We start from the raw sequence: 26,064 nt of genomic DNA on the forward strand, positions 1-26,064 counted from the left end.
TTGGTAAAAAGATAGGAAATATATAAATTCAGCTCGCCCTTAAACGTCAAAATATTAATAAGAGAAAAATATGTCTAGTAGAGTGTTAGTAAACATCAAAGAAAACGGTATTGCTGTTGTTACCTTGAATCGTTCTGAAAAAATGAATGCTATAGACCAAGACATGTTCAAGGCTATTACCGCCGCAGGTGAGTCACTAAAGAACAATCGTGCGGTAAAAGCTGTGGTGATTCACGGAGAGGGGGCAGGGTTCTGTGCAGGTCTTGATTTGAGTAATTTTTCCGAAGATGCTCCTGAAGTATTGGCGTTGGGGTCAGATGAAATAGGCAAGGCTCCTAACATGTATCAACAAGTGGCGTGGGTTTGGAAAGAAGTCCCTGTGCCGGTTATTGCAGCCGTTCACGGTGTGTGCTTTGGAGGTGGATTGCAAATAGCGCTGGGAGCCGATATGCGTTACGTACATCAAAATACTAAATTATCGATTATGGAAAGTAAGTGGGGTTTGATCCCCGACATGGCAGGAACACAGATTCTGCGGGATTTATGTCGTGTTGATGTAGCTAAAGAATTGACGTTTACAGGTCGAGTGTTTAATGGAGAACAAGCGGTGCAATATGGTATTGCTACTGAAGTTGCTAATGACCCGTTTGCCAAGGCAATGGCAGTGGCTGAAAGCATTGTTGCTTTAAGCCCCGATGCTATGGTGTATGCCAAGCAGTTATTTGAAGAAGGCTGGCAGTGTAGTCGTGAAGAAGGTTTACTTATGGAAGAAACGCTTAATGCTAAACTTATGGGTAGTGAGAACCAGATGGAGGCGATCCGTTCTGGTATGAGCAAATCCAAAGGTAACTATAAACCACGAATGCAAGATACTTTTTACAAAGGTGAAATGCTTAAATAACAGACAGTTACAGTATGACACAACCATATGTATGGTTGTGTCATACACGAATACGGATTTTTTTATGAAAAGCAAAGAACACGTTATTGAACAGATAAATAAACAGAGTCCAAAATTTATCGGTTTACTCGGTGGAAAATTGGTTGATTTCGACACAGAAAGACATGCTTGTACGTTTGAATTCAATATTAGCAAAGATTACTGCCATTCTATAGATGTAGTACAAGGAGGCTTTGTTACGGCCATGCTCGATGCTGCTATAGGATATGCTGTATGGGTAAACGACTCAGAAATCACTAATGTTTTAGCGATAGAAATAAAAACCAGTTATCTGGAACCAACTCGTGCTGGAAAATTACGTGTTGAAGGCTGGGTGGTAAAAAAAGGCTATAAAATAGTCTTTTTGGAAGGCCATATTTACAATGAAGACAATGTGTTGAGCGCAACAGTAAGTTCGGTATGCAAAGTTTCACGAAAAGCTAAATAAAAGAGCATTGATTACGCCTATATTCAATTGGTATAAGCTATGAAAACAGGTATCTATTTACATGAAAAGTAAAGAACAAATAATTGAAAAATCTAATCGGCATGCTGCCAAGTACACCTGTTTTCTCGGTGGGAAGTTAGTTGATATAGATACTAAAAAAAACGCTTGTACATATGAATACAATATTAGTAAAGACTATTGTCATTCTATAGACGTTGTACAGGGAGGCTTTATTACTGCCATGTTAGATACTGCTATGAGTCAACCTTTGATAGTGGCACATCCTGATATGACCCACATGTCATCGCTAGAAATAAAAACTAATTACCTAGAGCCAACCCGTGCTGGAAAATTACGTGTTGAAGGCTGTGTGATAAAAAACAATTATCCAATAATCTTTATGGAAGGTCGTATTTACAACGAAGATAATGTACTGACAGCAACAGCGAGCTCGGTAGGTAAAATAAAAATATCAACTAAGCAATAACGCCAATACACAATTAGTTATAAATAATAAATAATAAATAATAAATAATGGATCATTTTAATGAAAAATAAAGAACAAATAATTGAAAAGATAAATCGACAGCTGCCAACGTTCGTCGGTTTACTCGGTGGAAAATTAGTTGACATAGATACTGAAAAAAAATCTTGTACATTTGAATTCAATATTAGCAAAGACTATTGTCATTCCGTTGATGTTGTACAAGGTGGATTTGTTACTGCCATGCTAGATACTGTTATGAGTCATGCTGTGTTGTTACAAGATCAAAATCTTACAGGTATTTCATCCCTTGAAATAAAAACCAGTTATCTGGAGCCAACCCGTGCTGGAAAATTACGTGTTGAAGCTTGGGCGGTAAAAACAGGTTATAAAGTAGCCTTTATGGAAGGCCATATTTACAACGAAGATAATGTATTGACAGCAACAACGAGTTCGGTAGGTAAATTATCAAGAGCCGCTAAGTAAATAAAAGCATCAATTATATCTAGAACCTATCAATAAAGGTAAGTATTTTAATGGAAAACAAAGAACAATTAATTGAAAGATTAAATCGACAGGCTCCCACATTCAGAGGTTTACTTGGTGGAAAGTTAGTTGATTTCGATACCGAAAAAAACGCTTGTACATTTGAATTTAATATTAGCAAAGACTATTGTCATTCTGTAGACGTTGTACAGGGAGGCTTTGTAACTGCCATGCTAGATACCGCTATGGCTAATGCTGTATTTTTACAAGATGAAGATATTAAAAGCATGTCATCTCTTGAAATAAAAACCAGTTATCTGGAACCTACCCGTGCTGGAAAATTACGTGTTGAAGGCTGGGCGATAAAAAAAGGTTATAAAATCGCTTTTATGGAAGGCCGTATATTCAATGAAGATGATGTGTTAACAGCAACAGCGAGTACGGTAGCAAAACTATTAAGAATGCCTAAGTAGTCTTACCGTTAAATTTTTCACTCTGTTTTTTGTTATCTTTAATTATTTAGCGTGCCTCTGGAAACCCATGGGCACGCTAATCAGATAAGATAATATATTTAATATAAATATTGAAAAAAATCATAGTCGTGATGAAGGTAAAAACAAGTTTAAGTTTCCCAAATTACCGTTTCTAAGGGATTGGTAATAGCTTTTTCAATTGTAGCTAAGTAGAACTTTTCAACATCATCACGCAATATTTTCAGTGTATGGGTTAGTAATTCATTCTCTATCGTCCAAGGCTCTAAGCAAATAATTACATGGCTTATTCGTTCGTGGGCTTCTAATTGTTTATTGGTTTGTTGTAGATGGTGTGCCAACTTCTGTTTAAGTTCATCATCATTATTCTCCCAGCCAGTTATTACTACTAGCATCACCGTTTGCGCTAAGCCACTACCTACAAGACAGCATTGTTCTATACCTGAGAAGTGCGCAAAGTTATTTTCGATAGGTGTGGGAGCTACGTATTTTCCTTTGGCTGTCTTGAAAATATCTTTTATTCGACCTGTAATGAATACGAATCCATCTTCATCAATACGGGCTTTATCGCCGGTGTGAATCCAACCATCAATAATAGTTTCACGGGTTTTTTCTTCATCACGATAATAGCCAAGCATGTTGCCAGCCGAGCGTAATAATAATTCTCCTTGTTCAGAAATACTTACTTCTGCAGAAGGTGTTATGGGCAGGCCTATACTGCCTACTTTATAATTATCAACCCGGTTAAATGTACCTGACATGGATTCGGTTTGTCCAAACCCTTCACATAACGGCATACTTAAACAACGCCAAGCTTCAATATCTGCTCGTGGAATGGGGGCGCTACCGGTTAATGCAATTTCAACAGCATCAAGCCCCATAGATGCCAGTACTTGTTTGCCTGTTTCTGCTCCAAATATTTTATCACTTGTACAGCGTTGCCAAGTCGCTTCGCCTAATTTTGCTACAATGCCAGCTTTAAGATTGGCCCAAATACGTGGTACTGCAAAGAAAATAGTCGGTCGTATTAAAATTAAGTCTTCAATAAATGAATCTTTATTCCGGTTGAAACCTACCATGCCACCACAGTAAAAACTGTGCAGTTCTATTGCGGAACGCTCTGCCATATGCGCCAAAGGTAGATAAGAAAAAAAACGTGTTTTTTCACTGGTTCTGGTTAATTTAGCTGTTTCCATTACAGAGGAAGGCATGGTCGAAAAGCTGTGCATTACGCCTTTAGGTTGTCCTGTGGTGCCTGAGGTATACGAAATAGTCCACAAATCATTCCAATCACGCAATGGATTACCAAAAGCTTTGGAAGTCGAATTGAGTAATTGCGACCAGTCATTGTTGTTACAGCCTAACCCACATACCTCAATATTATTGCCAAAGGCAGCTTTTATTTGTTCTAATGATAAAGCACAGTTGTCGCCCACAAATAAAAATGCCATTTCACTATGATCTACAATATAGCGAATTTTATCTTCAGGCATAGACGTATAGATAGGTACGCTTACGAGTCCTGCCATCATTATGGCTAAGTCGGTGATAAACCAGCGGGCAGAGTTTTCGGCATATAAGCCTATTTTATCATCTGGGTTGAGTCCTCGTGCTTGTAACCCAGAAGCAATTTTGCGAGCCATTTCTCCAGCTTGCTTCCATGAATACTCTCGCCATTGTCCATCTTCATATTGACTAAGCCATGTTGTGTTAGGTTTTATTTTTTCCCACTGGTAAAACATTTCTAATGGCGTTTTAAAACCTTCGGGTAATTCACTTTTATGATTCATGTGATAGCTGCTCTCAATATTATTTATAACTAAATATACCAAGATTTCATCATAAGTAACCCTATTATTTGTTTTATTGTAGTACAAACAAACAAAAGAGTGGAAAAATTTAAGTGTTGTGCGAAAATGAGTTAAGTAGAATGATAAACTAATCGATGTGAGTAATTATAATGACAAAAACGATGACGGTTTCTGAAGCAATGTGTAAGCGACGAACTATCCGTGGGTTCAGGCCTGAGCCGGTAGCTGAAGATTTATTAAAGAAAATTCTGGAAACGGCGCAGCTTGCTCCGTCAAATTGTAATACACAGCCATGGTTTCTTACTGTGGTCTCAGGTCAGGCTCGCGATAAACTTGAGCAGGCATTAATGGCAGAGCTTATTTCGGGGAAGACGCCTACACCAGTATTTACACTTGGTGATGCTAATCTAGAAGGCATATATAAAGAGCGACAGTACGCATGTGCAGCAGATTATTACCAGACGATGGGAGTTGAGCGAGCAGATAAAGCGGGGCGTAATGAGTTGATGGCGAAGAACTGGCAGTTTTTTGGTGCTCCGCATGTGGGGTTTTTGACTATGCCCTCGACAATGGGACCGGTGAACGCCATTGATATGGGCATATATCTACAATCATTGATGTTGTTACTAGTAGAGCATGGCCTGGACAGTTGTGCGCAAGGAGCGCTGGCGAATTTTCCAGATCCAATCAAGGAAATAGCAGGCATACCTGAGGGACATGGTATTATCTGCGGTCTTTCTTTTGGCTACGCGGATGAAGAAGCAAAAATTAATGAGGTTAAAATGGACCGAGCAGATTTAAAACAGAGTGTGAAGTTTGTCAGTTAGTCAACTGTTAATAAAGAGATTTTAGCTTAAGACAAGTTCACCGTCATGGCGATGCCTCCAAATTAAGCTATGTGTAATAAGTGTTAACGCAAATGATTATACCACTTTGAATTAATACCAATTTAAGTAGGCTCTGTTGATCATTTTTACGGCGTAATCGCCTTTTTATGTGGAACAATCACATGACAAAGGCTCTGCCTTTTATAAACACCCAACAAATAGCTGTAAAAATAATCTCCAAAGATCAACAGACCCTAATGAAAAAACAAAAGATTATTTCAATTGGTATATTAACTTGTGAGCGGATATTTAACGCCGACTGTTTAGGCAGCGGCTTTTTGTAAACTCAATAATATTGAGCAAATTTAAAGAGAGTAATAACAATGTCTAATAATAAAGATTCAGTCGTTATCGTAGGCGGAGCACGTACGCCAATGGGTGGTATGATGGGCTCACTGAGTGACGTTCCTGCACCTGAATTAGGTGCTACAGCTATTAAGGCTGCAGTTGCCAATTCAGGTATTGATCCGCAAAGCGTTGAACAAGTTATTATGGGATGTGTATTGCCAGGAGCAATGAAACAAGCTCCGGCTCGACAAGCCTCACTAGGTGCAGGTCTGCCTTTTTCTGCCGGCTGTGTCACTATCAGTAAAATGTGTGGCTCTGGCATGAAAGCCATTATGGATGGCCATGATCAAATCAAAGCAGGTTCGAGTGATATTATTGTTGCAGGAGGCATGGAAAATATGAGTGCGGCACCTTATTTACTGCCAAAAGGTCGTGCTGGTTTACGCATGGGACATGGTCAAGTGTTGGACTCAATGTTTTATGATGGCCTCGAAGACGCTTACACCGGTAAATTAATGGGATCTTTTACCCAAGATTGCGCCGACAATTTTGGCTTAACTCGAGAGGCAATGGATGCATTTGCTATTGAATCATTAAGTCGAGCTAACCAAGCTATTAAAGAAGGTTGGTTTGAAGCGGAAATGTCACCTGTTACTATTACTACTCGTAAAGGTGAAACGGTTGTTAGTGTTGATGAACAACCAGGTAATGCTAATATTGCAAAAATTCCAACGCTGCGCCCAGCATTTAAAAAAGACGGTACGGTAACTGCAGCAAATGCCAGTTCAATTTCAGATGGGGCTTCAGCTGTTGTGTTAATGCGCGAAAGCCTTGCAATAGAGCAAGGTTTAGCGCCATTAGCTCGCATTGTAAGTCATTCAACCCAAGCACTAGCGCCAAGCGAGTTTGTTATTGCACCAATTGGTGCGATCAAAAAAGTGCTAGATAAGGCAAATTGGTCAATTGACGATGTGGATTTGTGGGAAATTAATGAAGCTTTTGCAGCCGTTACTATGATCGCCACGCAAGAACTTAAGCTTGATCCAACGCTTGTTAACATTCATGGTGGCGCTTGCGCGTTAGGTCATCCTGTTGGTTCATCAGGTTCTCGTATTATTATTAGCTTAATATATGCGCTTAAGCGTTTAGGTAAAAAACGTGGCGTTGCGGCATTGTGTATTGGTGGTGGCGAAGCGACTGCTGTGGCAATAGAAATACTGTAACCCACGTCATTGAATATTAGAAAAGTAACCCCAAATACCTGTTCAATGAACAGGTATTTTAATGTGATATTTTAGAGGGATAACTTTGTTTTAACACCAGCTAATACTCATTTGTTTAATTAGCCTTGAAGGTAAAGCGACTGCAAAGTTTTGCGCATATTGGGGGTAACGCCTAAAGCCTTAGTTAAATAATTATCTACGGACTTATACTCTTTATTGATAGTATCAAATGTTGTTGGTGCAATAAGGCTAGGACACTTAGAATATACTATAACTCAGCAATATGAAAAGACCGTCAATGGAGAAGCCATTATTGATTTTTTCTCTCATATTAAAGAAAAATATCGGAATAAAAGCGTCATTAATCTAGTACTAGATGGTGCTGGTTATCACCGCTCACATGACGTGATTGATAAAGCGAAAGAATTAGGTATCACACTTCACTATTTACCTGCATATAGCCCGAATTTGAACCCAATAGAACGGCTTTGGAAAGTAATGAATGAGTATGTAAGAAATAATAAATATTTTGCCACAACAAAGGATTTCCGGTGAAGTATTAATTATTTTATTGAGGTAACTTTACCTGGTATAGCCGATTGGACAAGTCTGCCAAATTTATTTGAATAGACAACTTTTTTAGCAGCTGCAGGTAACTGCAGAGTGATGTAATGAAATTAATGCACTTTTTCCCTTAGTGGTAAAACAGCACTGGTAAGTGGTGGTAGAGAGCTTTAATTTTTTGTCTAAATCTGATATAGGAAGTTTTGTATCTTTCTACCAAGCTTATTCATGTCAGAGTTATTGTTATTAAAACAGTACAAAGCGATCTTACTGCTGACTGGTTAATCGAGGCGCTAAGATCGACATCAGCTTCTTGTTACTGAGGTGAGTAAGGCAGATAAAAAAGCGATGCGTGAGATGTCGAGTTCGCAGTTATCAAAATTACTTTTGTTACTCATAGATGATTTGAATGTTTTTGTGTATTTATTTAATAGCAGTCTTATGTTAATGCACTAAGGCAATTATGCACAGACTTGATTATTGTCATCTAAATTTCTATGTTATAATCATGATATATTGTTGAGGTTAAAGCGTAACGCCTCTTTTACTTAAAGACTCTTAAATAAATGACTAAATCTAATATTGAACTAGATAGAACAACATCAAGGAAATCAAAGGCTCGCCAAAAAATGATTGAAGCCGCTGACGAGTTGTTCGAAGAACTGGGAGGATTTGACGGAGGCTATGAGGCAACAACCATAGACTTAATTGTCGAAAGAGCAGGTGTGTCACGTCGTACTTTCTTTAATCATTTTACGGGCAAGGCAGATGTTATATTGCTTGATTTTTCTGTTTCAATCAGTGAACACCTAAAGGCTTATGATTTGCGTCCCGATGATGAGCCTCCGGTAACTTCTGCGATAATGGCCGCAGAAAATCTTTATCAAAATTTACTTATAAATCCGGTGTATGCTCGCCGTTTAAAACGCCAAATGGCATATGGATTTACTAAATCAAGTCAATTGTCTTTAAGGGAAGAGTGGGAGCGCAAACTTGCTGCCAAGATGATGAAAAAACTTAAAGGTAAGCATAGGCCAGAAAGGGCAGCGGTGATGTCAGCACATGCGCTACTGATTATTCGTACGGCAAATATTGACTGGTATCATAACGTACTAAATCAAGACCAACATCAAGACCAACCAATGGCGAAGTCACTAAGAAAAGCTGAGTCTTTGATAAACAAAGTCGCGGAAGAAGTCTATCCTATTATTATAGATTAATAGGTCATTAAAAAGAGAGATTAACTCTCTCACATATATTAACCTTCATACTTTATGCTCTCAAAAAAATCTTTGTAAAGGCCAGCTAGAGCCGGATTTAAAGGATCCGGACCTGCGCTGGTAAACCAAGTCACTTCTTTCGATTTAAATTTCCATTCCCCTTCACCATCTAGCTCAATATTATCAGTATATATACCACAACCACGAATCCTCCAGCCTTGCTCCGCATTCAGCTCTAGAACAACAACTTGGGTAGTGGCTAGCGCCTTATCGTTGTCAATATTAATCAGAGAATTCATTTGTAGATGCCTAGTACCACTCAATTCAGGCTGCTGTGCATCCATGGTTTTAGCTGCATCTAATAAAGATCTTATTTGTTTTCGGCCAGTTAAGGTCACACCATTATCGGTAAAAGAACAGTTATCAATATAGTGACTTGCAATAAAATCAGGGTCACGGGGGCGTGAATCAATACTTTGGCCATAGCTAGCAATGAGGTTTCGGATAGCATCGTAATCACTCATGTGTATTCGTTGATTATTTAGTTTTTTTGTTTGTCTAATATTACTCATTTTTACCTTATCTTGACATATGTCGTCTTTTTATTTTCTTCATTGTATATTTTTAGCGTTACCACTCTTACAATTATTATACACTAGTATAGTTGTTGGTTTTCTTGTTTGTGCGTATTCTGGATGTAATAGTGCATTTATACTCATCGTTTACGTGAGAAACACATCATAATTATAAAGGCTTGACACTTCAAGTGCACTAGTGCATATTTGGTGTGTTCGCTAATGATATTTTTTTATCGGTAAAATTTAATCATGGAGCACCTCGGTGTTCAATAATGTTAGCTCAGATGTAAGACATATATTAATAGATTAGGAGAATAACTTGAAAAATTCCTGGATTCAAAAGTCAAGCGGAACTTTCGTGCGTCAAGCACGTGTAGGTGTTCGTGAAATGAATGAAGAACATATTAGTCGTGAGGCTTTTTTTGGTCCGGCTAGCATGATTTACCATGAGCGACCAGCCGTTGCACCAAAGCGTGTTGAGGGCTCTCTTACATTGGGTCTCGCTGAACTTAAAAATTTTGAACAGTCTGATGAAAATAACACGGCAGGCCTTCCTACAGTCATGTTGTCAAATAGTGATGTGAGTATTTCGTTAAGCCGTCGCTCTACTGACATGCCGTTTTTGTTGCGTAATGTAGACGCAGATACCTTAATTTATATTCAGCACGGCAGTGGTATTCTTGCTACGGAGTTTGGTCCGCTAAATTATAATCAAGGCGACTATCTATATATTCCTAAAAGCATTAGTTACCGTCAACTCCCATCGACAGATACACTCGCAATGGTAGTAGAATCTATTGCGCCTATAAACATCGCTGAACATGCGATGTTGGGTCGTCATACGCCGTTTGATTCTGGTGTGTTAGATATTCCTGAAGCCACTCCATACAACTGGCCTGAGCAAGATGAGTGGGAGTTAAAGCTAAAGCACGGTAACGAAATTACGTCTTGGTTTTATGAAGACCTTCCATTTGATCTTATTGGCTGGAAAGGCGATCTATTCCCGTTCCGTTTGAACGAAAATGACATCCGTAACATCAATTCAGACAAAATGCATATAGCCCCTTCATCATGGTGTATCTTTGAATCGGCTAGCTTTTTATGTGTCGCATTTCGTCCTATGCCAGGTGTTCAAGACGTCGAAGCTGAAGAATTACCTAGTCGACACCGCAATGTAGACACAGAAGAAGTCTTGCTGATTCGAAATCTTTTTGCGGGCATTGAAGCTAATGCTTTTTGGCACTTGCCGCAAGGTGTTACACATGGCCCTCTTGCTCAAGATAGAGCAATGTTTGAAGGGTTTAGAAAGCAAGTAGAGGCAGCTGGTGCACCTCTATCACGTGATTTTGAAGCAGTAAGTATCGACCCATTCAAACGGCTGACCCCGTCTAAGGCATTTTTAGATATGCTTGCTAAGGGTGCGAAATAATACTACCCAATTTTAAAATACTATGAGGTATACAATGTCACAAAGAAAATTAGAACAAGCACGATCGTTTATGTTTGTGCCAGGCAATAAGCAACGTTTTTTGGATAAAACTGAAAGCTTACCGTTAGACGTAGCATTTTTTGACTTAGAAGACGGTGTTTTGCCGGAAGAAAAGCCAAAAGCACGAGAAATGGTTGCCGCTACACTTGATAAATCTTGGGCTGGGCCACGTCGGTTCGTTCGACTGAATGCACAAACGACCCCTTGGTTTGAAGATGACCTTAAAGCCGTGATACGCCCTGGTATAGAAGGTGTCTGCATGACTAAGGTTAATAGTGTTGATGAACTTCTTGCGGGTATAGACTCTATCGGAAAACGCGAAAAAGAAGCCGGTATGGCACCTGGGACTGTACGCGTAGTTGCTGCAATTGAAAGTCCTCGTAGTTTATTAGTCGCTCATAATATAGCTGCCGCACATCCTCGTGTTTGCGGTCTTATTTTTGGTGGCGAAGACTACGCACTTGAGGTTGGTCTTGGAGCTAACCGGATTGCAGAAGCAGCAGAAATGCTTCATCCACGAAATGTGATTGTCGTCGCAGCAGCAGCAGCGGGTGTTCTGTCAATTGATGGTGTTTTTCCAGACTTAAGTAATGATGAAGGGTGCCTAAAAGATATTTGGCAAGGACGTCGTCTTGGTTTTACGTCGAAGTCTACGTTTAACCCTGCTCAGGTTAACATGATCAATGAAATATTTTCCCCTCGACCTGAAGATATTGACTATGCAAAACGTTTAGTCGCTGCCTTTGAAGAAGGTAAAGCGAAAGGCGAAGCGTCAATAGCATTTGGCGGACAATTAGTAGATTTACCTATTTTAATGCGTGCACAGCGCATTCTTGAAGAAGCTGGAGAGAGTTAATTATGAGTCAAATAAAAGAAGGTTGGGTTGGACGTTATTTTGAAGATTTCGTGCTAGGTGATATTTACCGTAGTCGTTTGGGTCGTACCATCACACTGACTGACAATATTCAGTTCACGATGATCACCAACAACACGAATCAACTGCATTTCAATGAGCACTATGCCGAACAAACTGAATTTGGTAAGCCGCTAGTAAACAGCGCGTTGACATTATCTGTGGTTGCTGGCTTAGCAGTTATCGATGTAAGCGAGCACGGCTTTGCACTGGGCTGGGATTATATTAAATTGCCTAACCCTGTTTTTCCTGGTGATACTATTTATGCTGAAACTGAAGTGCTTGAAGTACGTGAAAGTAAATCTCGCCCTAATCAAGGTGTAGTAAAAGTTTGTACTCGCGGCGTCAATCAACATGGAAAAATAGTGATTGATTATGCTCGCTCAGTCATGATTTGGAAGAAAGGTGCTGCGCCAGCAACGTCTATTTTTCCTGAAATAGTCTAATGAACGCTGCTCAAGATAAACCTAGCCGAAAAACGCTAGGTCAGCCGCTTAAAGGTGTCACGGTGGTTGCTCTTGAGCAAGCCGTTTCGATGCCTTACTGCACATTTGTTTTAGCAGAAATGGGCGCTGAAGTCATTAAAATCGAACGGGTTGGCAGTGGCGATGTGGTCAGAGGCTGGGATTCAGCTGTACATGGCTTGTCGACCGGTTTTGTTTGGGTGAATGCAGGTAAAAAAAGTGTCGAACTTGATCTTAAAAATGAGGAGGGGCGTAAAGTTCTTCGTCAATTGATTAGCGATGCAGATATTTTTGTTGAGAATTTAGGTCCCGGTGCAGCGGCCCGTTTAGGGGTTGGCCCAGATGACTTTACTGATCAGCCCGGGCTAATTTATGCCAGCTTGTCCGGTTACGGTCAAGATGGCCCTTATCGTGACGTTAAAGCCTACGATTTAACGATGCAGGGTGAAACGGGAATATTGCTGAGCAATGGTTACCCCGACCAACCAGCAAAAGTAGGTTTACCTATAACAGATCTGATTGCAGGATCTAATGCAATCACTGGGATTATGATGTCACTGTATCAGCGGCAAACGACGGGCAAAGGCGCCTACCTTGATATCTCAATGTTCGACTCTGCGCTGACGTGGCTGGGTTATTTCCCTCACCATGCATGGCACAGCGGATCTGAGCCACCTTTATCGGGTATGAAACACCAGTATATTGTTCCTTATGGCCCTTATTTGGCTTCTGATGATCGTTATGTCTCTTTAGTTGTTGCTGATGATAAGAGTTGGAAACGCCTGTGTGAAGATGTGATTGATAAACCAGAATGGCTCACAGACCCTGTCATGATGAGCATTGCTTCTCGACGAGAAAATCGTACTGTTGCAGAAGCAGCAGTTGAGAAAGTAATGGCTTCTCAACCTAGCGATGTGTGGAAAGCGAAGCTTGATAAAGTTGGCATTCCTTACGGTGATGTTAATACCATGGCTGATGTCATAAAGCATCCACAAGCATTGGCCCGCAATATGTTCGTTGAAACAAGCTCAGAGCATGGAAAATTACCACTTGTGCGTTTTCCATTAGCGCCGGCGGATAAAGAACGTCATTTACCTAGCTTGGGCGAGCATACAGATTCGGTTCTTAAAAAGACCTAATTACCTTGCTAGCAAATAAAAGATCAAATTAACTAATATATTAGTTAATTTGATCTAACAAATACTTAATACCTCAAATGAGAGAGAGTAAAAATGAGAACTGATTTTCAAGCCGGAGCCGCACACGGCTACGAATATGCGACAACAGGTGACGCGCCTTATAGCTTGTTGATTGTCCATGGAATTGGTGGTCACGGTGGCACCTATGATGTTTTTTGTGAGCCACTAGCTAAGCGTGGTGTCAATATTGTTTCTTTAGATCTTCCAGGACATGGTTTAGCACGTTGTCGGGATGGCGAAAAAGGTAACTGGCGTTTTGTTGAATGGTTAGAAGATATTGATGTTGCAGCTAAAGCAATGCAGAAAAAATTTGGCAAACCGGTATATGTATTGGGCTCAAGTCAGGGAAGTGCTGCAGCGTTTCACTCCTTAGCGTTTTCAGAGGCGGTTAGTGGCGCAGTCTGTATGAATATTATTCTTACCGAGGTAGAGCCTAAAGAGACCGATCCTGCTTATCCACATTATATAAAACTGAGATCTGATGCGATTAAACAATATGCAGCTCAAGTGGGCGATAGTGAAAGAATAGATTTATCAGAAGTTGTGGATTGGAACAAAAACTACGCGTCGGATGATCCTAATATTTTAGCCAAGAAACAAGAAGATGAATTACGTGCATGGACTTACGGTATGGCCAGCATGGTGAGCTATTGGAATTACGAGCCGCCTATTTCCGCAGCTGAAAATACTAAGCCTGTTCACTTAGCTTATGGTGAAGCAGACAAGTTTACCTCTGCTAACTATATGAAAGCTTGTTATAACGCAATAGGGGGTCCTAAAGCGTTGGTGTCTATTAAAGACGGCTCGCATCAATTAATGCTTTATCATACAGCTGAATATATAGATATTGTTGATAAATGGATCAGAGAACAGGTGAAATAAGTATATGAAATTTGTAAGAGTAGGCAAGCTAGGCGCTGAAAAAGCTGGTGTGATTGATACAAACGGAAAAATTCGTGATATTAGTTCACTAGTAGAAGATGTTGATGGTGATATATTCTCTGGCACGACTCTAGCACAGTTGAAAAATTGTGATCTAAGCCAACTTCCCGTGTTAACTGAAGAACGCTATGGCGCTTGTATAACAAATGTTGGCAAGATTATCTGTGTAGGTCTTAACTACTATGATCACGCGAAAGAATCGGGTATGGAAGCGCCAGCAGAACCCGTTTTGTTTATGAAAGCGACAAGTTCACTTAGCGGCGCGAATGATAATGTCGTTATGCCCATTGGTGGTGAAAAGCTCGATTATGAAATTGAGTTAGGTGTTGTCATTGGCAAAGCAGCTAAAAACGTTTCGGTTGATAACGCTGCAGAGCATATCGGTGGCTTTTGCATATTTAATGATGTATCTGAACGCGCTTTTCAATTGGAAGGTACAGGTCAGTGGGTAAAAGGTAAAAGTTGCGATACTTTTGGTCCTTGTGGTCCTTGGTTAGTAACACCTGATGAAATTGACGATGTTGGCAGCTTGGACTTAGAGTTGTCAGTTAATGGTGATGTTCGCCAAAAAGCCAATACCAAAGATATGTTGTTTAATGTGCCTGAAATTATAGCCTTTATTAGCCGGTTTATGACATTACTACCAGGAGATTTGATCGTAACGGGTACTCCTCAAGGAGTGGTACTTGGTATGGAACCGAAGGTTTACATGAAACCAGGTGACCAGATGTCGTTAATGATTGAAGGACTTGGCACACAATCTCAAATGGTTGTGGGTAGTGAACACGCGTAGTTCCGATATCAAAGGAGCCGTCAATAGTGAATGCGAAGATTACAATGAACGGTGAAGACTGGGCAACTGGAAAAGTTATTCTTATTACAGGTGGAGCCTCAGGCATTGGATAGGCGGCAACGATTCGTTTTTCCATGGCCGGTGTAAAAGTCGCCATTGTCGATATCAACGAAACTGCGGGCAAAAATTTAGTGTCGAGGGTGGTCAATAGTGGCGGAGAAGCCATCTTCATCAAAACGGATGTGACGAAAAGTGATGATGTGGAAAATATGGTTGCACAAACCGTCAAGCAATTTGGTGCTTTAGATTTTGCGTTTAACAACGCAGGAATTGAAGGTAAGCTGGGTGTTCCTGCGGCGAATATAACAGAGGATGACTGGGGAAGAATTTTATCCATCAATCTCACCGCAGTATGGTTATGCATGAAATATGAACTACAGCACATGGTTGAAAATGGTGGGGGCGTAATAGTCAACACAAGCTCAACCGCAGGCTTGGCTTCGGCGGTTAATTCTGGCGCCGCTTATTGTGCAAGTAAGCATGGCGTTATTGGCCTGACAAAAACAGCGGCTAAAGAATACCGAGCACAAAATATTCGTATAAATGCTATTTGCCCCGGCGGCGTAAATACGCCATTGTTGCAGAGAACTGCTGGCGATGCAGATATATCTTCAATAATGAAAACTAACCCTGGGTTAATTTCTTCTCCAGAAGATGTCGTAGAGTCAGTTGTTTGGCTTTTTTCACAGAGTTCATCCATTGTTAATGGTCACGCTTTGTTACTTGATAATGGGATGTTGGCCTAAATCGTCAACAGTGGATAACGGTTATAACTAAAAGAACGAGATTATATGAATAATGAACAGACGTCAGTATTGCGCATTGATATGGTGTCAGACATTGTCTGTCCGTGGTGTATTATTGGCTATAAAAAATTAGAAAAAACATTAGAAAACCTAAAAAGATCTCGACCTGAACTTTCGGTTGAAGTGAACTTTAAACCTTTCCAATTAATGCCTCAAATCCCGCCTGAAGGTAAGGATGTTAAAGAGCATATTATTGATAAATACGGTTCCTCAGAAGCTGCCCTCCAGGGTGCCGCTGCTTATCATGAACGTATTAAAGCTGTTGCTCGTGAGCATGGCGTGGCATTAAATGCAGGACCAGAATCACGGGTTTACAACACTTTTGAGGCGCATAAATTATTACATGCCGCAGAAAGTCCTGAGCAACAACTGGCATTGAAACTGGCTTTGTTTAAGGCAAATTTCACTGACCTGAAAAACATATCGGATCGAGAAACCCTAGTGAGTATAGCAAGTGAGGCGGGTATGGAGCCTGATCAAGCCCGCCATATTTTGCAGGATGACGCTATCGCGAAGGAGCTCGCTCACGATATTTATAAATACATAGAAATGGGCGTCAATTCAGTACCAACCTTTTTTATCAATGGACATCATAGTACCAATGGGGCTCAGGACGAAGTAGTACTACAACGCTTTATCGAAAATATCTTAGATGGTAGAGCATAAAGCTAAAGTGAAATGAGATATTTCATTTAATTGCATTAGTATATAATTAGTGTGTTGACACTTTAATTACACTAGTGCATTATTTGGTGGTAATCTAAAAAGAATCATTTAGATATTATTTATTTATGTATATATACAGGAAAAGTGAACTATGAAACGACTTGATAAAAAAGTAATTGTTATGACTGGCGGCGGTGGTTCTATTGCAACAGCGGCTGCAAAACGCTGTGCTGAAGAAGGAGCAACACTCGTTTTAACTGATATCCGAGAAGATGCTTTAGAAGCCTCGGCTGCGGGTGCTCGTGCTGCAGGAGCTGAAGTATTAACGATGGTGTCTGATACTCGTTCGGAAGAGCAGTGTGAAGAAGTAATGGCGAAAACTGTTGAAAAGTTTGGTCGCATTGATACAGTTTGGGCGAATGCTGGAGAAGTTTGGGTTGCAGAAGCGCTTGATCAAGATAAAGACTTTTTTACAAAATGTCTTGAACTAGAAGTAACAGGCCAGTGGTTACCCATTCGTGCAGCACTTCCAACGATGATTAAACAGCAAAGTGGCTCGGTATTGGTTAGCTCTTCAATGACCGCGAATGTTGGTATCAAACACATTGCCGCGTACAGCGCAGCCAAAGGCGCACTTCAGGCGCTTATGGTGACTTTAGCGGTAGAGCACGGTTGTAACAACATACGCTTCAATAGCTTAGCAATTGGCTCTGTCGAAGGGCGACATATTATAGCATCCAACGCGATGCGCCAGGGTATTTCATACGAGGAGGCTGAGAAATTAGTTAATACGACCAAAAAGGTCAGAGATATGATCTTTAGTCTAGGCCGTATGGGCGAGCCTGCCGATATTGCGCCTGTAGTTGCATTCTTCGCGTCGGATGATTCTAAGTGGGTTACGGGTACTAACTTTTTCCCTGATGGTGGGCTTACACACAATGGTATGGCCGGTCTTCATGGGCTTTCGCCGGAGCAGTCAGCAAGCTTTATGCAACATGTCGTAAAATAATGAATGTTGCAAAATATTGAATGGCGAGTTAAGGAGGCAAGTGATTGGTTCCTTAACTCGGTTTATTACCAATATCACTAACTATGTAAACACGTAGTTAGTGATATGGGTATTATTTTTGTATTTTACCTTGATAACTAACATTAGTTATATTCTTTATCCACATGCATATCTATGCTTTCCATTGTAACGAGGTGCATTTGAATAACTCATTAACAAAAGAAGTCGATGTCATTGTTATTGGATCGGGTGCGGCAGCATTTTCCGCCGCTTTAACGGCAGCGATTGGTGGTTTAGAGGTTCTCATTGTTGAGAAGTCTGAATTTTTTGGTGGAACAACCGCCATTTCAGGTGGTGCACTGTGGATCCCTGAATCAACGCACGCCAAAAAAGCAGGGTTACCTGATGATCGTGATCAGGTTCTCACTTATCTAAAATCAGTTATTGGGGATCATCTGCAACAAGATAAGGTGGATGCATTTCTTAATGCAGGGCCAGAAGCTTTGGACTTTCTTGAAAAACATACCTTAGCAAAGTTTATTGTCCGTGATGTAGCGCCTGACTATCAATCTGAACTTAAAGGCTCGGTGTCCGCTGGGCGAACACTCGATACCTCTGTATTTGACGGTAGACTACTCGGTAAAAACTTTGATAAATTAAGACCTCAATTACCACAATTTATGGCGTTAGGTGGAATGATGGTAACGCTGGAGGATGCCGAGGCTGCAGCGTTACTTGGCCGTTCTTGGTCGGCTACTGCTCATCTATTCAAATTGGTTGGTCGCTATTTTATGGACCGATTAAAGTACTCCCGCGGCACGCGTTTAGTTTACGGTAATGCGCTAATAGGTTCGTTGTTGAAGTCTGCAATCGACATGGATATTCGGTTATGGAACCAAGCTGAGGCGACTTCTTTGATTAAGGAAAATGGTCGCGTAAGCGGTGTTTCCATTAAGCTTAATAGTAAACAATATGACAATCAGAATATAGATGTTCGGGCTCGTGGTGGTGTTGTGCTAGCAGCAGGAGGAGCGCCTCATAACCCAGAATGGCGCAAGTCAAATTTACGTTCGCCTGAAACACATATCAGCATGGCTCCTGCCAGTAATACCGGTGGTGGAATTACCTTAGGTATTGAAGCAGGGGGAATGCTTTCAAAAGAACAGTCAGAAGCCGCGTTTTATGTACCGGTGTCAGTATGGCATAAAGAAAATGGTGAAGAAGTTAAATACCCACATTTACTGGGTGATCGTCTGAAGCCAGGATCGGTTGCGGTGGATAGCAGTGGATTACGTTTTACTAATGAATCCTCTTCTTATCACACTTTCGTTCAAGGGATGCACGAAACGAGCAAGACCGATTCTATTGGGCCAGTTTTTCTAATTTGTGATCAACAGTTTATAAAAAAATATGGGTTAGGTTTAGCTCGTCCTGGACCTAGTGCACACAAGGAACTATTAAATGCTGGCTATTTAATTAAAGCCGATAGTATTTCTGGACTCGCGGATAAGCTGGAAGTTCCAGCCGTGTCACTTCAAAAAACAGTAGCACAGATGAACAAATATGCTGACCAAGGCCATGATCCTGATTTTGGAAAAGGCAGCACTGAATATAACCGGTATCAGGGTGATAAAGCACATTCACCGAACCCTTGTTTAGGTGAAATAAAGCAGGGACCGTTTTATGCGATTAAATTATGGCCGGGTGACATAGGCACTGCTCTCGGCTTGACTACCGATAGCGCTGCTAGGGTACTAAATACAGATAATAACCCTATTGAGGGCCTCTATGCTTGTGGTAATGACATGAACTCCATCATGTCAGGATTCTACCCGGGTGGTGGTATTACGATTGGACCTGGACTGACTTTTGGTTACCTAGCGGCAAAGGATATTTTAGCTAAGGTAAAGTGAAAGTTTAGCAGATAAATAGCTGATGGAAAGCCATCGATTACGACGTATTAAGCAACTTTTATTTTTTATGATACTTAACTGAAGGATCCACAATATATAACCATAACCATAACCATAACCATAACTATAAGACGCTAGGTTGCCATAAAATGAGTACTTTAAAATGAAAGAATTTAAATTAGGTTGGAAAATTGTATTAACTGCTATGTTAGGTATAGCATTTAGCGGATCGAATATGTTGCTTTATGCGGTCGGCTCTCTTGCACCTGAGCTCTCTGCAGAGTTTGGTTGGTCACATGGTTCTATCCAACTGGCTTCTTTGTTCAGTATCATCACTATCGTGTTAAGTTTACCTATTGCGGGTTACCTATCCGATAAATTTGGGGTACGGTTGGTAACACTTATCTCGGTTTTACTGACGGTAGCTTCCATAGCGCTTCATTCATTTCTTACAAATAATATTGTTTATTATTACCTTTTGGCATCAATTACTTCCTTAGCCTTTGCTGGTACTTTACCGCTTACTTGGACCAAAATGGTTACTTCGTGGTTTGACAAGCGTCTGGGTTTAGCACTTGGTTTAACCTTGCTTGGTACAGGCTTAGGTGGTGCTTTAATAAAACCTATCACGGCCGGCTTAATTGTTGAGTTTGGATGGCGTGGTACTTATTTGGGATTAGCTATTATTCCACTTGTGATTGTTTTTCCTTTGGTTTTGATGTGGTTTAAGGATCCTGAAGAAAAACATAATACCTCTGATGAGTTTATTGAAGACGAGGTATCAGCAACTATTAACATCACGTTTAAACAGGCATTAAAAGACTGGCGTTTTTGGATTATTGCAATCGCCTATATGCCTATTGGATTTGCCGTATCTGGCTTGATTACTAATATGGAAGTTATCCTTGCAAGCGGTGGTGCAGATGCAGGTCTTGTTGTTACTGCGGCAACGGCTTTCGGCGTATTTGTAGTCATAGGTCGTATTGTTGGCGGTTTTTTATTGGATAAATACAACCCTGGGGTTGTTGGTGGCACGCTCATTATGTCTTTGTCGGTTGCTTTTTTGATACTGAATCAACAAGACTTGAGTATGTCTATGGCCTTATTAGCAATGGGACTTGCAGGCTTTGGAACAGGGGTTGAGTTTGACGTACTATCATACATCATAAGCCGTATTTTTGGGCGTGTACACTACTCCAAAATATTTGGTTCGGTGATTGCGTTGATGTATGTGGCATCAGCATTCGGACCAATGTCATTTGGCGCCACCTATGATAAATATGGCAATTTTAGCATCGTGCTTATCGCTACGGCTGCGGCGGTCTTTGTGTCGTCACTATTGATAGGGACTTTAAGAAACAGTTTGAAAATACAAAAAATTAACGAGAGTTAACAAAAACATAACGAATCATAAGTGGTTAGTTTGGTTGTTTAACTCTAACTGAACTAAACCAACTTTGAGTAGTTCAAGGTAACGACTTTTTTCCATGTTTGACAGGAAGCTGATAGTATTTTCCAACCCTGTTACGCGAATGTTTTTTAACTACAATGCAAATTTTTAACGTTGTGTTTTATAATTTTACTCCAAAATATAGTGCTGTCTTATTTGCCTTTAATTTTTTATCAACTAAATAGTCTGAGGAGTTAATTAATGTTTTATGGGTGGCGAATAGTCAGTGGTTCAATACTGGCTAATTTTTTGACTTCAGGTTTTTTTACTTATGCGTTTAGTTTACTCATCGTTCCCTTGAAAGAAGAGTTTAACGCATCTCTCCAAAGTGTCATGTACGCAAATATGTCCGCTGCCGTGTTTGGATTGTTGTTGATGCCTGTGGGCGGTATTCTAATTGATCGATTTTCAGCCCGCTGGACCATGACCTGCGGTGGCTTAGCTGCTGCTATAGGCTTGTGGTATATGTCATATGCAAGCAGTATCGTCGAATTCAATTTGGCATTTGGTATTACAGCGGGTGTCGCGGTGGCATTTATGGGGCCGGTATCGACCAGTGCAGTGGTCACTCGGTGGTTTACCCGTAACCGGGGTAAGGCTCTGGGGATTACAGCAATGGGAACATCATTCGGGGGCATACTAATGCCCGTTATTGTGGCCTATTGCCTAGCGGTTGGCTCGTGGCGTGAGACGATCGTGTATGTAGCATTGTTAACTTGCCTGATTATCTTACCACTAATTTTTATCTTGATCCGAGGAAAACCGTCTGATATCGGCATGGAACCAGAGCCGGATACCGATTCAGATAGCAGCGAAGCGGATGTTGGAGATCCCGTTCTCACCAGTAAGCAGATAATTTTTCATCCCTCTTATTGGTTCCTAGGGCTCAGCCTGGGGCTACTGGTAACGTGCTTTACTGCCACTGTTGCAAATATCGGCCCCTTTATAGCCCAGACAGGGGGTACACCTGCCCAAGCATCAATGTTTATTTTGGTCATGTCGATTGCTGGGATATCTGGAAAAATAATTTTCGGGGTAATGGCCGACAAAATAAATCTCAAGTACGGGTTATGGATTTCACAGTGCCTGCTTATTATCTCTCTACAACTTCTTAGCTTAGAACCTAGTTTTGTACTCTTGGCTATTGCCTCAGTAGGCTTGGGGCTCACGACTGGGAGTATGCTGCCAGTGTGGGGTTCAATGATGGCACGACTCTACGGGGTAGTGAGTTATGGCCGAGCAATGGGCGTAATGATGCCCCTAGTGAGTATTCTGGCCATTATGGGTTTTCCGCTCATTGGAGCACTCTTTGGCATTAACGAAAGTTACCAACTTCCGTTCGCAGTGTTTACCGGCATAACGGTGCTTTCAGCGATGTTGCTGTTGCCGCTAAAGTTAGATCATGTAACGGTACGCCATTCAGTAAAAAAGATACGGGTTTAACATTATCCTGTGATATCTCTTAAGGGATTAATGCGCTAATGAGATAGCAAAAGAAGACTCAAATTACTTTTACAGAGCGTAGCGAAAATCTAGGGAGCTTTTAAAAGCTTTGTTAGCTTTACCGTTTGCGATAAGCATTGGATTATCTTAAATTTAGGTCGATTGCGAGCGAGATTTTATACTAAGCCGTTTTCTCTTATCTATCGTATGTACATTTATCAGAGGTTGGGGTTTAAAGATGGAGATAGTGAATTTAATGGAGGGAATAGATTTTAATCATTGATTATTTTTCTGAGCAACCATTTTGAGGTTTTAGTTTGTCTTTATCAAAATAGTCATCAATATAGCGTTTGATGCTTTATCATGAATAAGTAACGCTTCAACAATATTTACCAAAGATCAGACCTTGTTACGCAATAAAATAGCTTTTATTCGATCACATTCCTTTTGCTCGCGGCTACAAACTCTTTTGTGTTCCCTAAGCGTTTTTATTTGTTTAAAAAGTATTTTTTGAATGATCATCGATATAGTATGATATTACAAGGATGCCCATTTAAAATGAAAACGCTTAGATTCAAGCGTTTTCACTTCATTTTGTTTGCACTCTAGTTACACTTTTATTGTGCAGTATTGAATGTTAGAAAGCTGCCGTTTATCCTGAAGTTTAAAACCAGTTGTATTCAGCTGTTAGGAATATCTGGCGTGGTTTGTCAACATTAGAATAGTATGCGCCTATAGCTTGAGGTGTTGCACCCCCGTAGCTGACAGTTGTCTCATCAGTCAGGTTTTTCCCTATAAGTGATACTTTCCAATCGTCATCTTCACTTGTCAGGTTTACGCTAAAGTCAACCTTAGTGAAAGCATCCTGAACCATATAGGCATCATTTTGACTACCCCAGAAATAGTCATCGCTATAGATTAAGTCGCCTCTTAAGTCGAGTTTCATTCCGTTAGATAGGTCATATTTATAGGTCGCATAAAGGTTGCCGGCCCAATCAGGACTAAACCTAAGCTTATCCCCTTTCGCATTTCTAGTGCTAGTGACAGGATCACAGTTTGCTTCTTTTGATATACCACCTGAACAGCTCGCACCGGGGAAATCATCGAAGGTAGCGTCTAGATAGGCCAGAGCGCCGCCAATTTCAACACTATCTGTGACCGCATAACGAATATCCGCTTCTAGTCCTTGTGTAGTCGCTTCTGCAGCATTTTTGAAGAAAAAAGAATTAGTATTGCTGTCAAGTGCAGAAACCTGAAGGTCGTCGAATGAGGTGTTATAAAGAGCTACATTTGCCAATAGAGTGCCTTCAAGGAAACTACCTTTGAGACCTATTTCATAGCCTGTAGCCCTCTCGGAATCGAAACTAGTGATGTCAGGACTGTTGGCTGATGAATTAAAACCACCTGCTTTAGTCGCTTTAGTATATGAACCGTAGAGCATAATGTCCTGATTAACGTCCCATTGCACAGACACACTGGGATCTAAGCTACTATTGCTAATTTTGCTGCGAGGGAGATCTGCTGTTGTAAAGTACTCAACTCCGAATACGCTCCTACTGAAAGCGTTCAAATCGGGAAGGCCTGGGTATAAAACAGGATCAAAAATCACTAAATTTGAGCCTTGAGGACCGGGTTGAAAACTGTATTCTACTTCCTTAGTTTCATCGGTATAGCGAGCCCCAACATTGATACGAACATCATCGTTAACATTCCAAGTAACCTGTCCAAACGCAGAATATGATTCGGTATTTTCATCAAAATGACGCTCGTTGGCAGCATCAAAAAATTGATAAACAAAAGCTGTTTGGTAATCGTCTGGGATATTATCGAAATTACTAAATGGGAGATTGCCATTACTAAAGTTGATTGCGGACGTGGCTCCATCATATTTGATATTACGATCCATGTAAAAGGCGCCAACAATGTAAGTAAAAGCTCCAGTATCAGCGGAAACAAAACGGATTTCTTGGGTCAATTGGTCAAATTCTTCGCCACCATCACCTTTCTCGTCTCGAAAAACCAACCAGTCTGTAGGGGCCATGGTAGTTACCATTGCTCTCGATTGTTCAAACGCACTATAGCTAGTAATACCCGTCAGTGTACCTTGTTCTATTTCATAGTCGATTTGACCAGTGAATGAAGCACTATCAACAGCTGTTTCAAGAGGTTTATTGTCAGCCTCAAATTTGTTGGTTTCTGGGTTGTAGGTAAAGTTAAAGCCGTTGGATACTACGCCATTATCGATTGTGTCGTAGTTAGGATCTTTACTTAAAAAGAAGGCGTCGATCGGTACGCCGGCGTAAGTTGCTCCAGGTTGGTTTTTCAAGCCGCTAAATGATGTTCCTCTTACTTTACGTTCACCTGTTTCAACTTTTCCGAACAGAGTTAGGTCGTCAGTAGGCTCCCAGACCAAACTCAAGCGAAAAATAGAGAACTCATCTTCGTTTTGGTCTTTTTCCCCATTCAGCATTACGCCGTCTTGTGAAAGTCTAGAGTTGGTGTCAAGCCAGCCACCCACTAAATTGTTCTGGACCACTACGCGAGCAAAAAGGTTATCTGAAATCCCCCCAGAGACCATTCCTTCAAGGTTATAGCCACCATTTTCAATTTCGTAACCGGTACGTACTCTCGCTTCAAAGTCGTCTGTAGGACGACGCGTGGTAATCACTATGGCGCCAGCTACACTATTTTTACCTTGTAAAACACCTTGCGGTCCTTTAAGAACTTCAACACGTTCCACATCAGTAAAGGGTGCATTAAATTGGAAGCCTCGGCTTAAGTAGGTACCATCGACGTACATGCCTACTGATTGTTCTGCTGCTGCATTATCAGTTCCGGTGCCAACGCCGCGCATGCTGATTGAGCTTATGCTAGGCGAAGAGCCAAGGTACACATTGGGCAAGCGTTCAACAAGCCCTCCAAAATCGACAATACTTAGTTCGTCTAGCATATCCCCCGTGGCAACCTGCATCGAAACAGGTACGTCAGCCATTGTTTGGATACGTTTTTGTGATGTGACGGTGATCACTTCCAGCTCTGCTGCATATGCTGCCCCGCTGAGTGTTGTAAGTCCAATTGCAATGGCTATTGCTTTCTTTTTAAAGTTATTATGTTTCATGTTGTGAGCTCTTTTGATTATTTGATTGCTTCGCTACTATTCAGAAATACTTCTACTTTTGACTTTTTTATTGTAATAGTGAAATAACTTGTCATTATACACTAGTGTATAACATCATATTATTATAAAGTGCACTAGTGCATTTTTTATCATGGTGTTATGTGAATGTCAACTTGAAAATTAAATAATGCTCTTAGGGTTTATTCTCTGGGGCTAAATTTCTTAAGCAAAAGTAAGCTTTACTGACCGGAAGAACATATCTAATCGAAAAACCCTAGTACTAATTTTTATGAAACAGATATTAGGTCGGTCAATCCAAAGCTGTTTTTTAGGATTAAGCTTAATAATTATGTTGTCATTTAATATTGACGTCTGATAG

At 40.7% G+C, this 26,064-nt stretch carries 25 protein-coding genes; 21 read left to right on the top strand and 4 right to left on the bottom strand.

The features are described 5' to 3' along the window. The first annotated feature begins 70 nt into the window (after nt 1-70). From GQS55_RS06945 to GQS55_RS06965, 5 genes are all read left to right on the top strand, one after another. Complete coding sequence (locus GQS55_RS06945) at nt 71-901, top strand: crotonase/enoyl-CoA hydratase family protein (protein WP_159819190.1); 831 nt, start codon at nt 71-73, stop codon at nt 899-901. Between the two features lie 64 nt (nt 902-965). After that, entirely contained in the window at nt 966-1,388 is a 423-nt protein-coding gene (locus GQS55_RS06950) for a PaaI family thioesterase (protein WP_159819192.1), read from the top strand. A 61-nt stretch (nt 1,389-1,449) separates the two neighbouring features. Continuing rightward, nucleotides 1,450-1,875: a PaaI family thioesterase gene (locus GQS55_RS06955; protein WP_159819194.1), complete on the top strand. Its 426-nt coding sequence runs from the start codon at nt 1,450-1,452 to the stop codon at nt 1,873-1,875. Nucleotides 1,876-1,935: 60 nt separating this feature from the next. Then, the gene (locus GQS55_RS06960) at nt 1,936-2,358 is read left to right on the top strand and encodes a PaaI family thioesterase (RefSeq protein ID WP_159819196.1); all 423 of its coding nucleotides are present in this window, start codon (nt 1,936-1,938) and stop codon (nt 2,356-2,358) included. 50 nt (nt 2,359-2,408) lie between these two features. Next, nucleotides 2,409-2,831 carry a PaaI family thioesterase gene (locus tag GQS55_RS06965; protein ID WP_159819198.1) on the top strand — a complete coding sequence of 141 codons (423 nt, stop codon included), beginning with the start codon at nt 2,409-2,411 and terminating at the stop codon, nt 2,829-2,831. Nucleotides 2,832-2,980: 149 nt separating this feature from the next. Here GQS55_RS06965 and GQS55_RS06970 read toward each other — a convergent pair whose 3' ends face one another. After that, nucleotides 2,981-4,639, bottom strand: coding sequence for an AMP-binding protein (locus GQS55_RS06970; RefSeq protein WP_159819200.1), 1,659 nt, complete (start codon nt 4,637-4,639; stop codon nt 2,981-2,983). 170 nt (nt 4,640-4,809) lie between these two features. Between GQS55_RS06970 and GQS55_RS06975 the strand changes: the two genes are divergently transcribed. Both GQS55_RS06975 and GQS55_RS06980 read left to right on the top strand, forming a co-directional pair. Next, nucleotides 4,810-5,487: a nitroreductase gene (locus GQS55_RS06975; RefSeq protein ID WP_159819202.1), complete on the top strand. Its 678-nt coding sequence runs from the start codon at nt 4,810-4,812 to the stop codon at nt 5,485-5,487. Nucleotides 5,488-5,870: 383 nt separating this feature from the next. Continuing rightward, nucleotides 5,871-7,058 carry a thiolase family protein gene (locus tag GQS55_RS06980; RefSeq protein WP_159819204.1) on the top strand — a complete coding sequence of 396 codons (1,188 nt, stop codon included), beginning with the start codon at nt 5,871-5,873 and terminating at the stop codon, nt 7,056-7,058. Between the two features lie 119 nt (nt 7,059-7,177). On the opposite strand, the gene GQS55_RS20250 is transcribed toward GQS55_RS06980, so the two are convergent. After that, nucleotides 7,178-7,330 (bottom strand): tyrosine-protein phosphatase, encoded by a 153-nt coding sequence (locus tag GQS55_RS20250; protein WP_159822624.1) that lies wholly within the window; start codon nt 7,328-7,330, stop codon nt 7,178-7,180. Between GQS55_RS20250 and GQS55_RS06990 the strand changes: the two genes are divergently transcribed. Both GQS55_RS06990 and GQS55_RS06995 read left to right on the top strand, forming a co-directional pair. Next, nucleotides 7,275-7,613, top strand: coding sequence for a transposase (locus tag GQS55_RS06990; RefSeq protein ID WP_159819206.1), 339 nt, complete (start codon nt 7,275-7,277; stop codon nt 7,611-7,613). The genes GQS55_RS20250 and GQS55_RS06990 overlap by 56 nt on opposite strands. Before the next feature lie 575 nt (nt 7,614-8,188). Continuing rightward, nucleotides 8,189-8,842, top strand: coding sequence for a TetR/AcrR family transcriptional regulator (locus tag GQS55_RS06995; protein ID WP_159819208.1), 654 nt, complete (start codon nt 8,189-8,191; stop codon nt 8,840-8,842). Between the two features lie 38 nt (nt 8,843-8,880). On the opposite strand, the gene GQS55_RS07000 is transcribed toward GQS55_RS06995, so the two are convergent. Continuing rightward, nucleotides 8,881-9,414: a nuclear transport factor 2 family protein gene (locus GQS55_RS07000; RefSeq protein WP_159819210.1), complete on the bottom strand. Its 534-nt coding sequence runs from the start codon at nt 9,412-9,414 to the stop codon at nt 8,881-8,883. A 325-nt stretch (nt 9,415-9,739) separates the two neighbouring features. Here GQS55_RS07000 and GQS55_RS07005 point away from each other — a divergent pair, with 325 nt between their 5' ends. The 12 genes from GQS55_RS07005 (at nt 9,740) to GQS55_RS07060 (ending at nt 22,567) form a co-directional block, all read left to right on the top strand. Next, complete coding sequence (locus tag GQS55_RS07005) at nt 9,740-10,849, top strand: homogentisate 1,2-dioxygenase (RefSeq protein WP_159819212.1); 1,110 nt, start codon at nt 9,740-9,742, stop codon at nt 10,847-10,849. 34 nt (nt 10,850-10,883) lie between these two features. Then, complete coding sequence (locus tag GQS55_RS07010) at nt 10,884-11,765, top strand: HpcH/HpaI aldolase/citrate lyase family protein (protein ID WP_159819214.1); 882 nt, start codon at nt 10,884-10,886, stop codon at nt 11,763-11,765. 2 nt (nt 11,766-11,767) lie between these two features. After that, nucleotides 11,768-12,268, top strand: coding sequence for a MaoC family dehydratase (locus GQS55_RS07015; RefSeq protein WP_159819216.1), 501 nt, complete (start codon nt 11,768-11,770; stop codon nt 12,266-12,268). Continuing rightward, the gene (locus GQS55_RS07020) at nt 12,268-13,425 is read left to right on the top strand and encodes a CaiB/BaiF CoA transferase family protein (RefSeq protein WP_159819218.1); all 1,158 of its coding nucleotides are present in this window, start codon (nt 12,268-12,270) and stop codon (nt 13,423-13,425) included. Before GQS55_RS07015 ends, GQS55_RS07020 begins: the two co-directional genes overlap by 1 nt. 93 nt (nt 13,426-13,518) lie before the next feature. Beyond that, nucleotides 13,519-14,367 (top strand): alpha/beta hydrolase, encoded by an 849-nt coding sequence (locus GQS55_RS07025; RefSeq protein WP_159819220.1) that lies wholly within the window; start codon nt 13,519-13,521, stop codon nt 14,365-14,367. 4 nt (nt 14,368-14,371) lie between these two features. Beyond that, on the top strand, nt 14,372-15,220 hold the full coding sequence (locus GQS55_RS07030; RefSeq protein WP_159819222.1) for a fumarylacetoacetate hydrolase family protein: 849 nt from the start codon (nt 14,372-14,374) through the stop codon (nt 15,218-15,220). Between the two features lie 134 nt (nt 15,221-15,354). Next, nucleotides 15,355-16,026 carry an SDR family oxidoreductase gene (locus GQS55_RS07035; protein ID WP_159819224.1) on the top strand — a complete coding sequence of 224 codons (672 nt, stop codon included), beginning with the start codon at nt 15,355-15,357 and terminating at the stop codon, nt 16,024-16,026. A 45-nt stretch (nt 16,027-16,071) separates the two neighbouring features. Further along, nucleotides 16,072-16,752: a DsbA family oxidoreductase gene (locus GQS55_RS07040; RefSeq protein ID WP_159819226.1), complete on the top strand. Its 681-nt coding sequence runs from the start codon at nt 16,072-16,074 to the stop codon at nt 16,750-16,752. A gap of 151 nt (nt 16,753-16,903) precedes the next feature. Continuing rightward, the gene (locus GQS55_RS07045) at nt 16,904-17,761 is read left to right on the top strand and encodes an SDR family NAD(P)-dependent oxidoreductase (RefSeq protein ID WP_159819228.1); all 858 of its coding nucleotides are present in this window, start codon (nt 16,904-16,906) and stop codon (nt 17,759-17,761) included. A 200-nt stretch (nt 17,762-17,961) separates the two neighbouring features. Next, nucleotides 17,962-19,674, top strand: a complete 1,713-nt coding sequence (locus tag GQS55_RS07050) for an FAD-dependent oxidoreductase (protein WP_159819230.1) — start codon at nt 17,962-17,964, stop codon at nt 19,672-19,674. Nucleotides 19,675-19,837: 163 nt separating this feature from the next. Continuing rightward, nucleotides 19,838-21,067 (top strand): MFS transporter, encoded by a 1,230-nt coding sequence (locus tag GQS55_RS07055; RefSeq protein ID WP_159819232.1) that lies wholly within the window; start codon nt 19,838-19,840, stop codon nt 21,065-21,067. A gap of 306 nt (nt 21,068-21,373) precedes the next feature. After that, a complete protein-coding gene (locus GQS55_RS07060) occupies nt 21,374-22,567 on the top strand; it encodes an MFS transporter (protein WP_159819234.1) in 1,194 nt (397 codons plus the stop codon). A gap of 664 nt (nt 22,568-23,231) precedes the next feature. Here GQS55_RS07060 and GQS55_RS07065 read toward each other — a convergent pair. After that, nucleotides 23,232-25,685, bottom strand: coding sequence for a TonB-dependent receptor (locus GQS55_RS07065; protein WP_159819236.1), 2,454 nt, complete (start codon nt 25,683-25,685; stop codon nt 23,232-23,234). Between the last annotated feature and the right edge of the window lie 379 nt (nt 25,686-26,064).

This window comes from Colwellia sp. 20A7, assembly GCF_009832865.1.
GTDB lineage: Bacteria > Pseudomonadota > Gammaproteobacteria > Enterobacterales > Alteromonadaceae > Colwellia.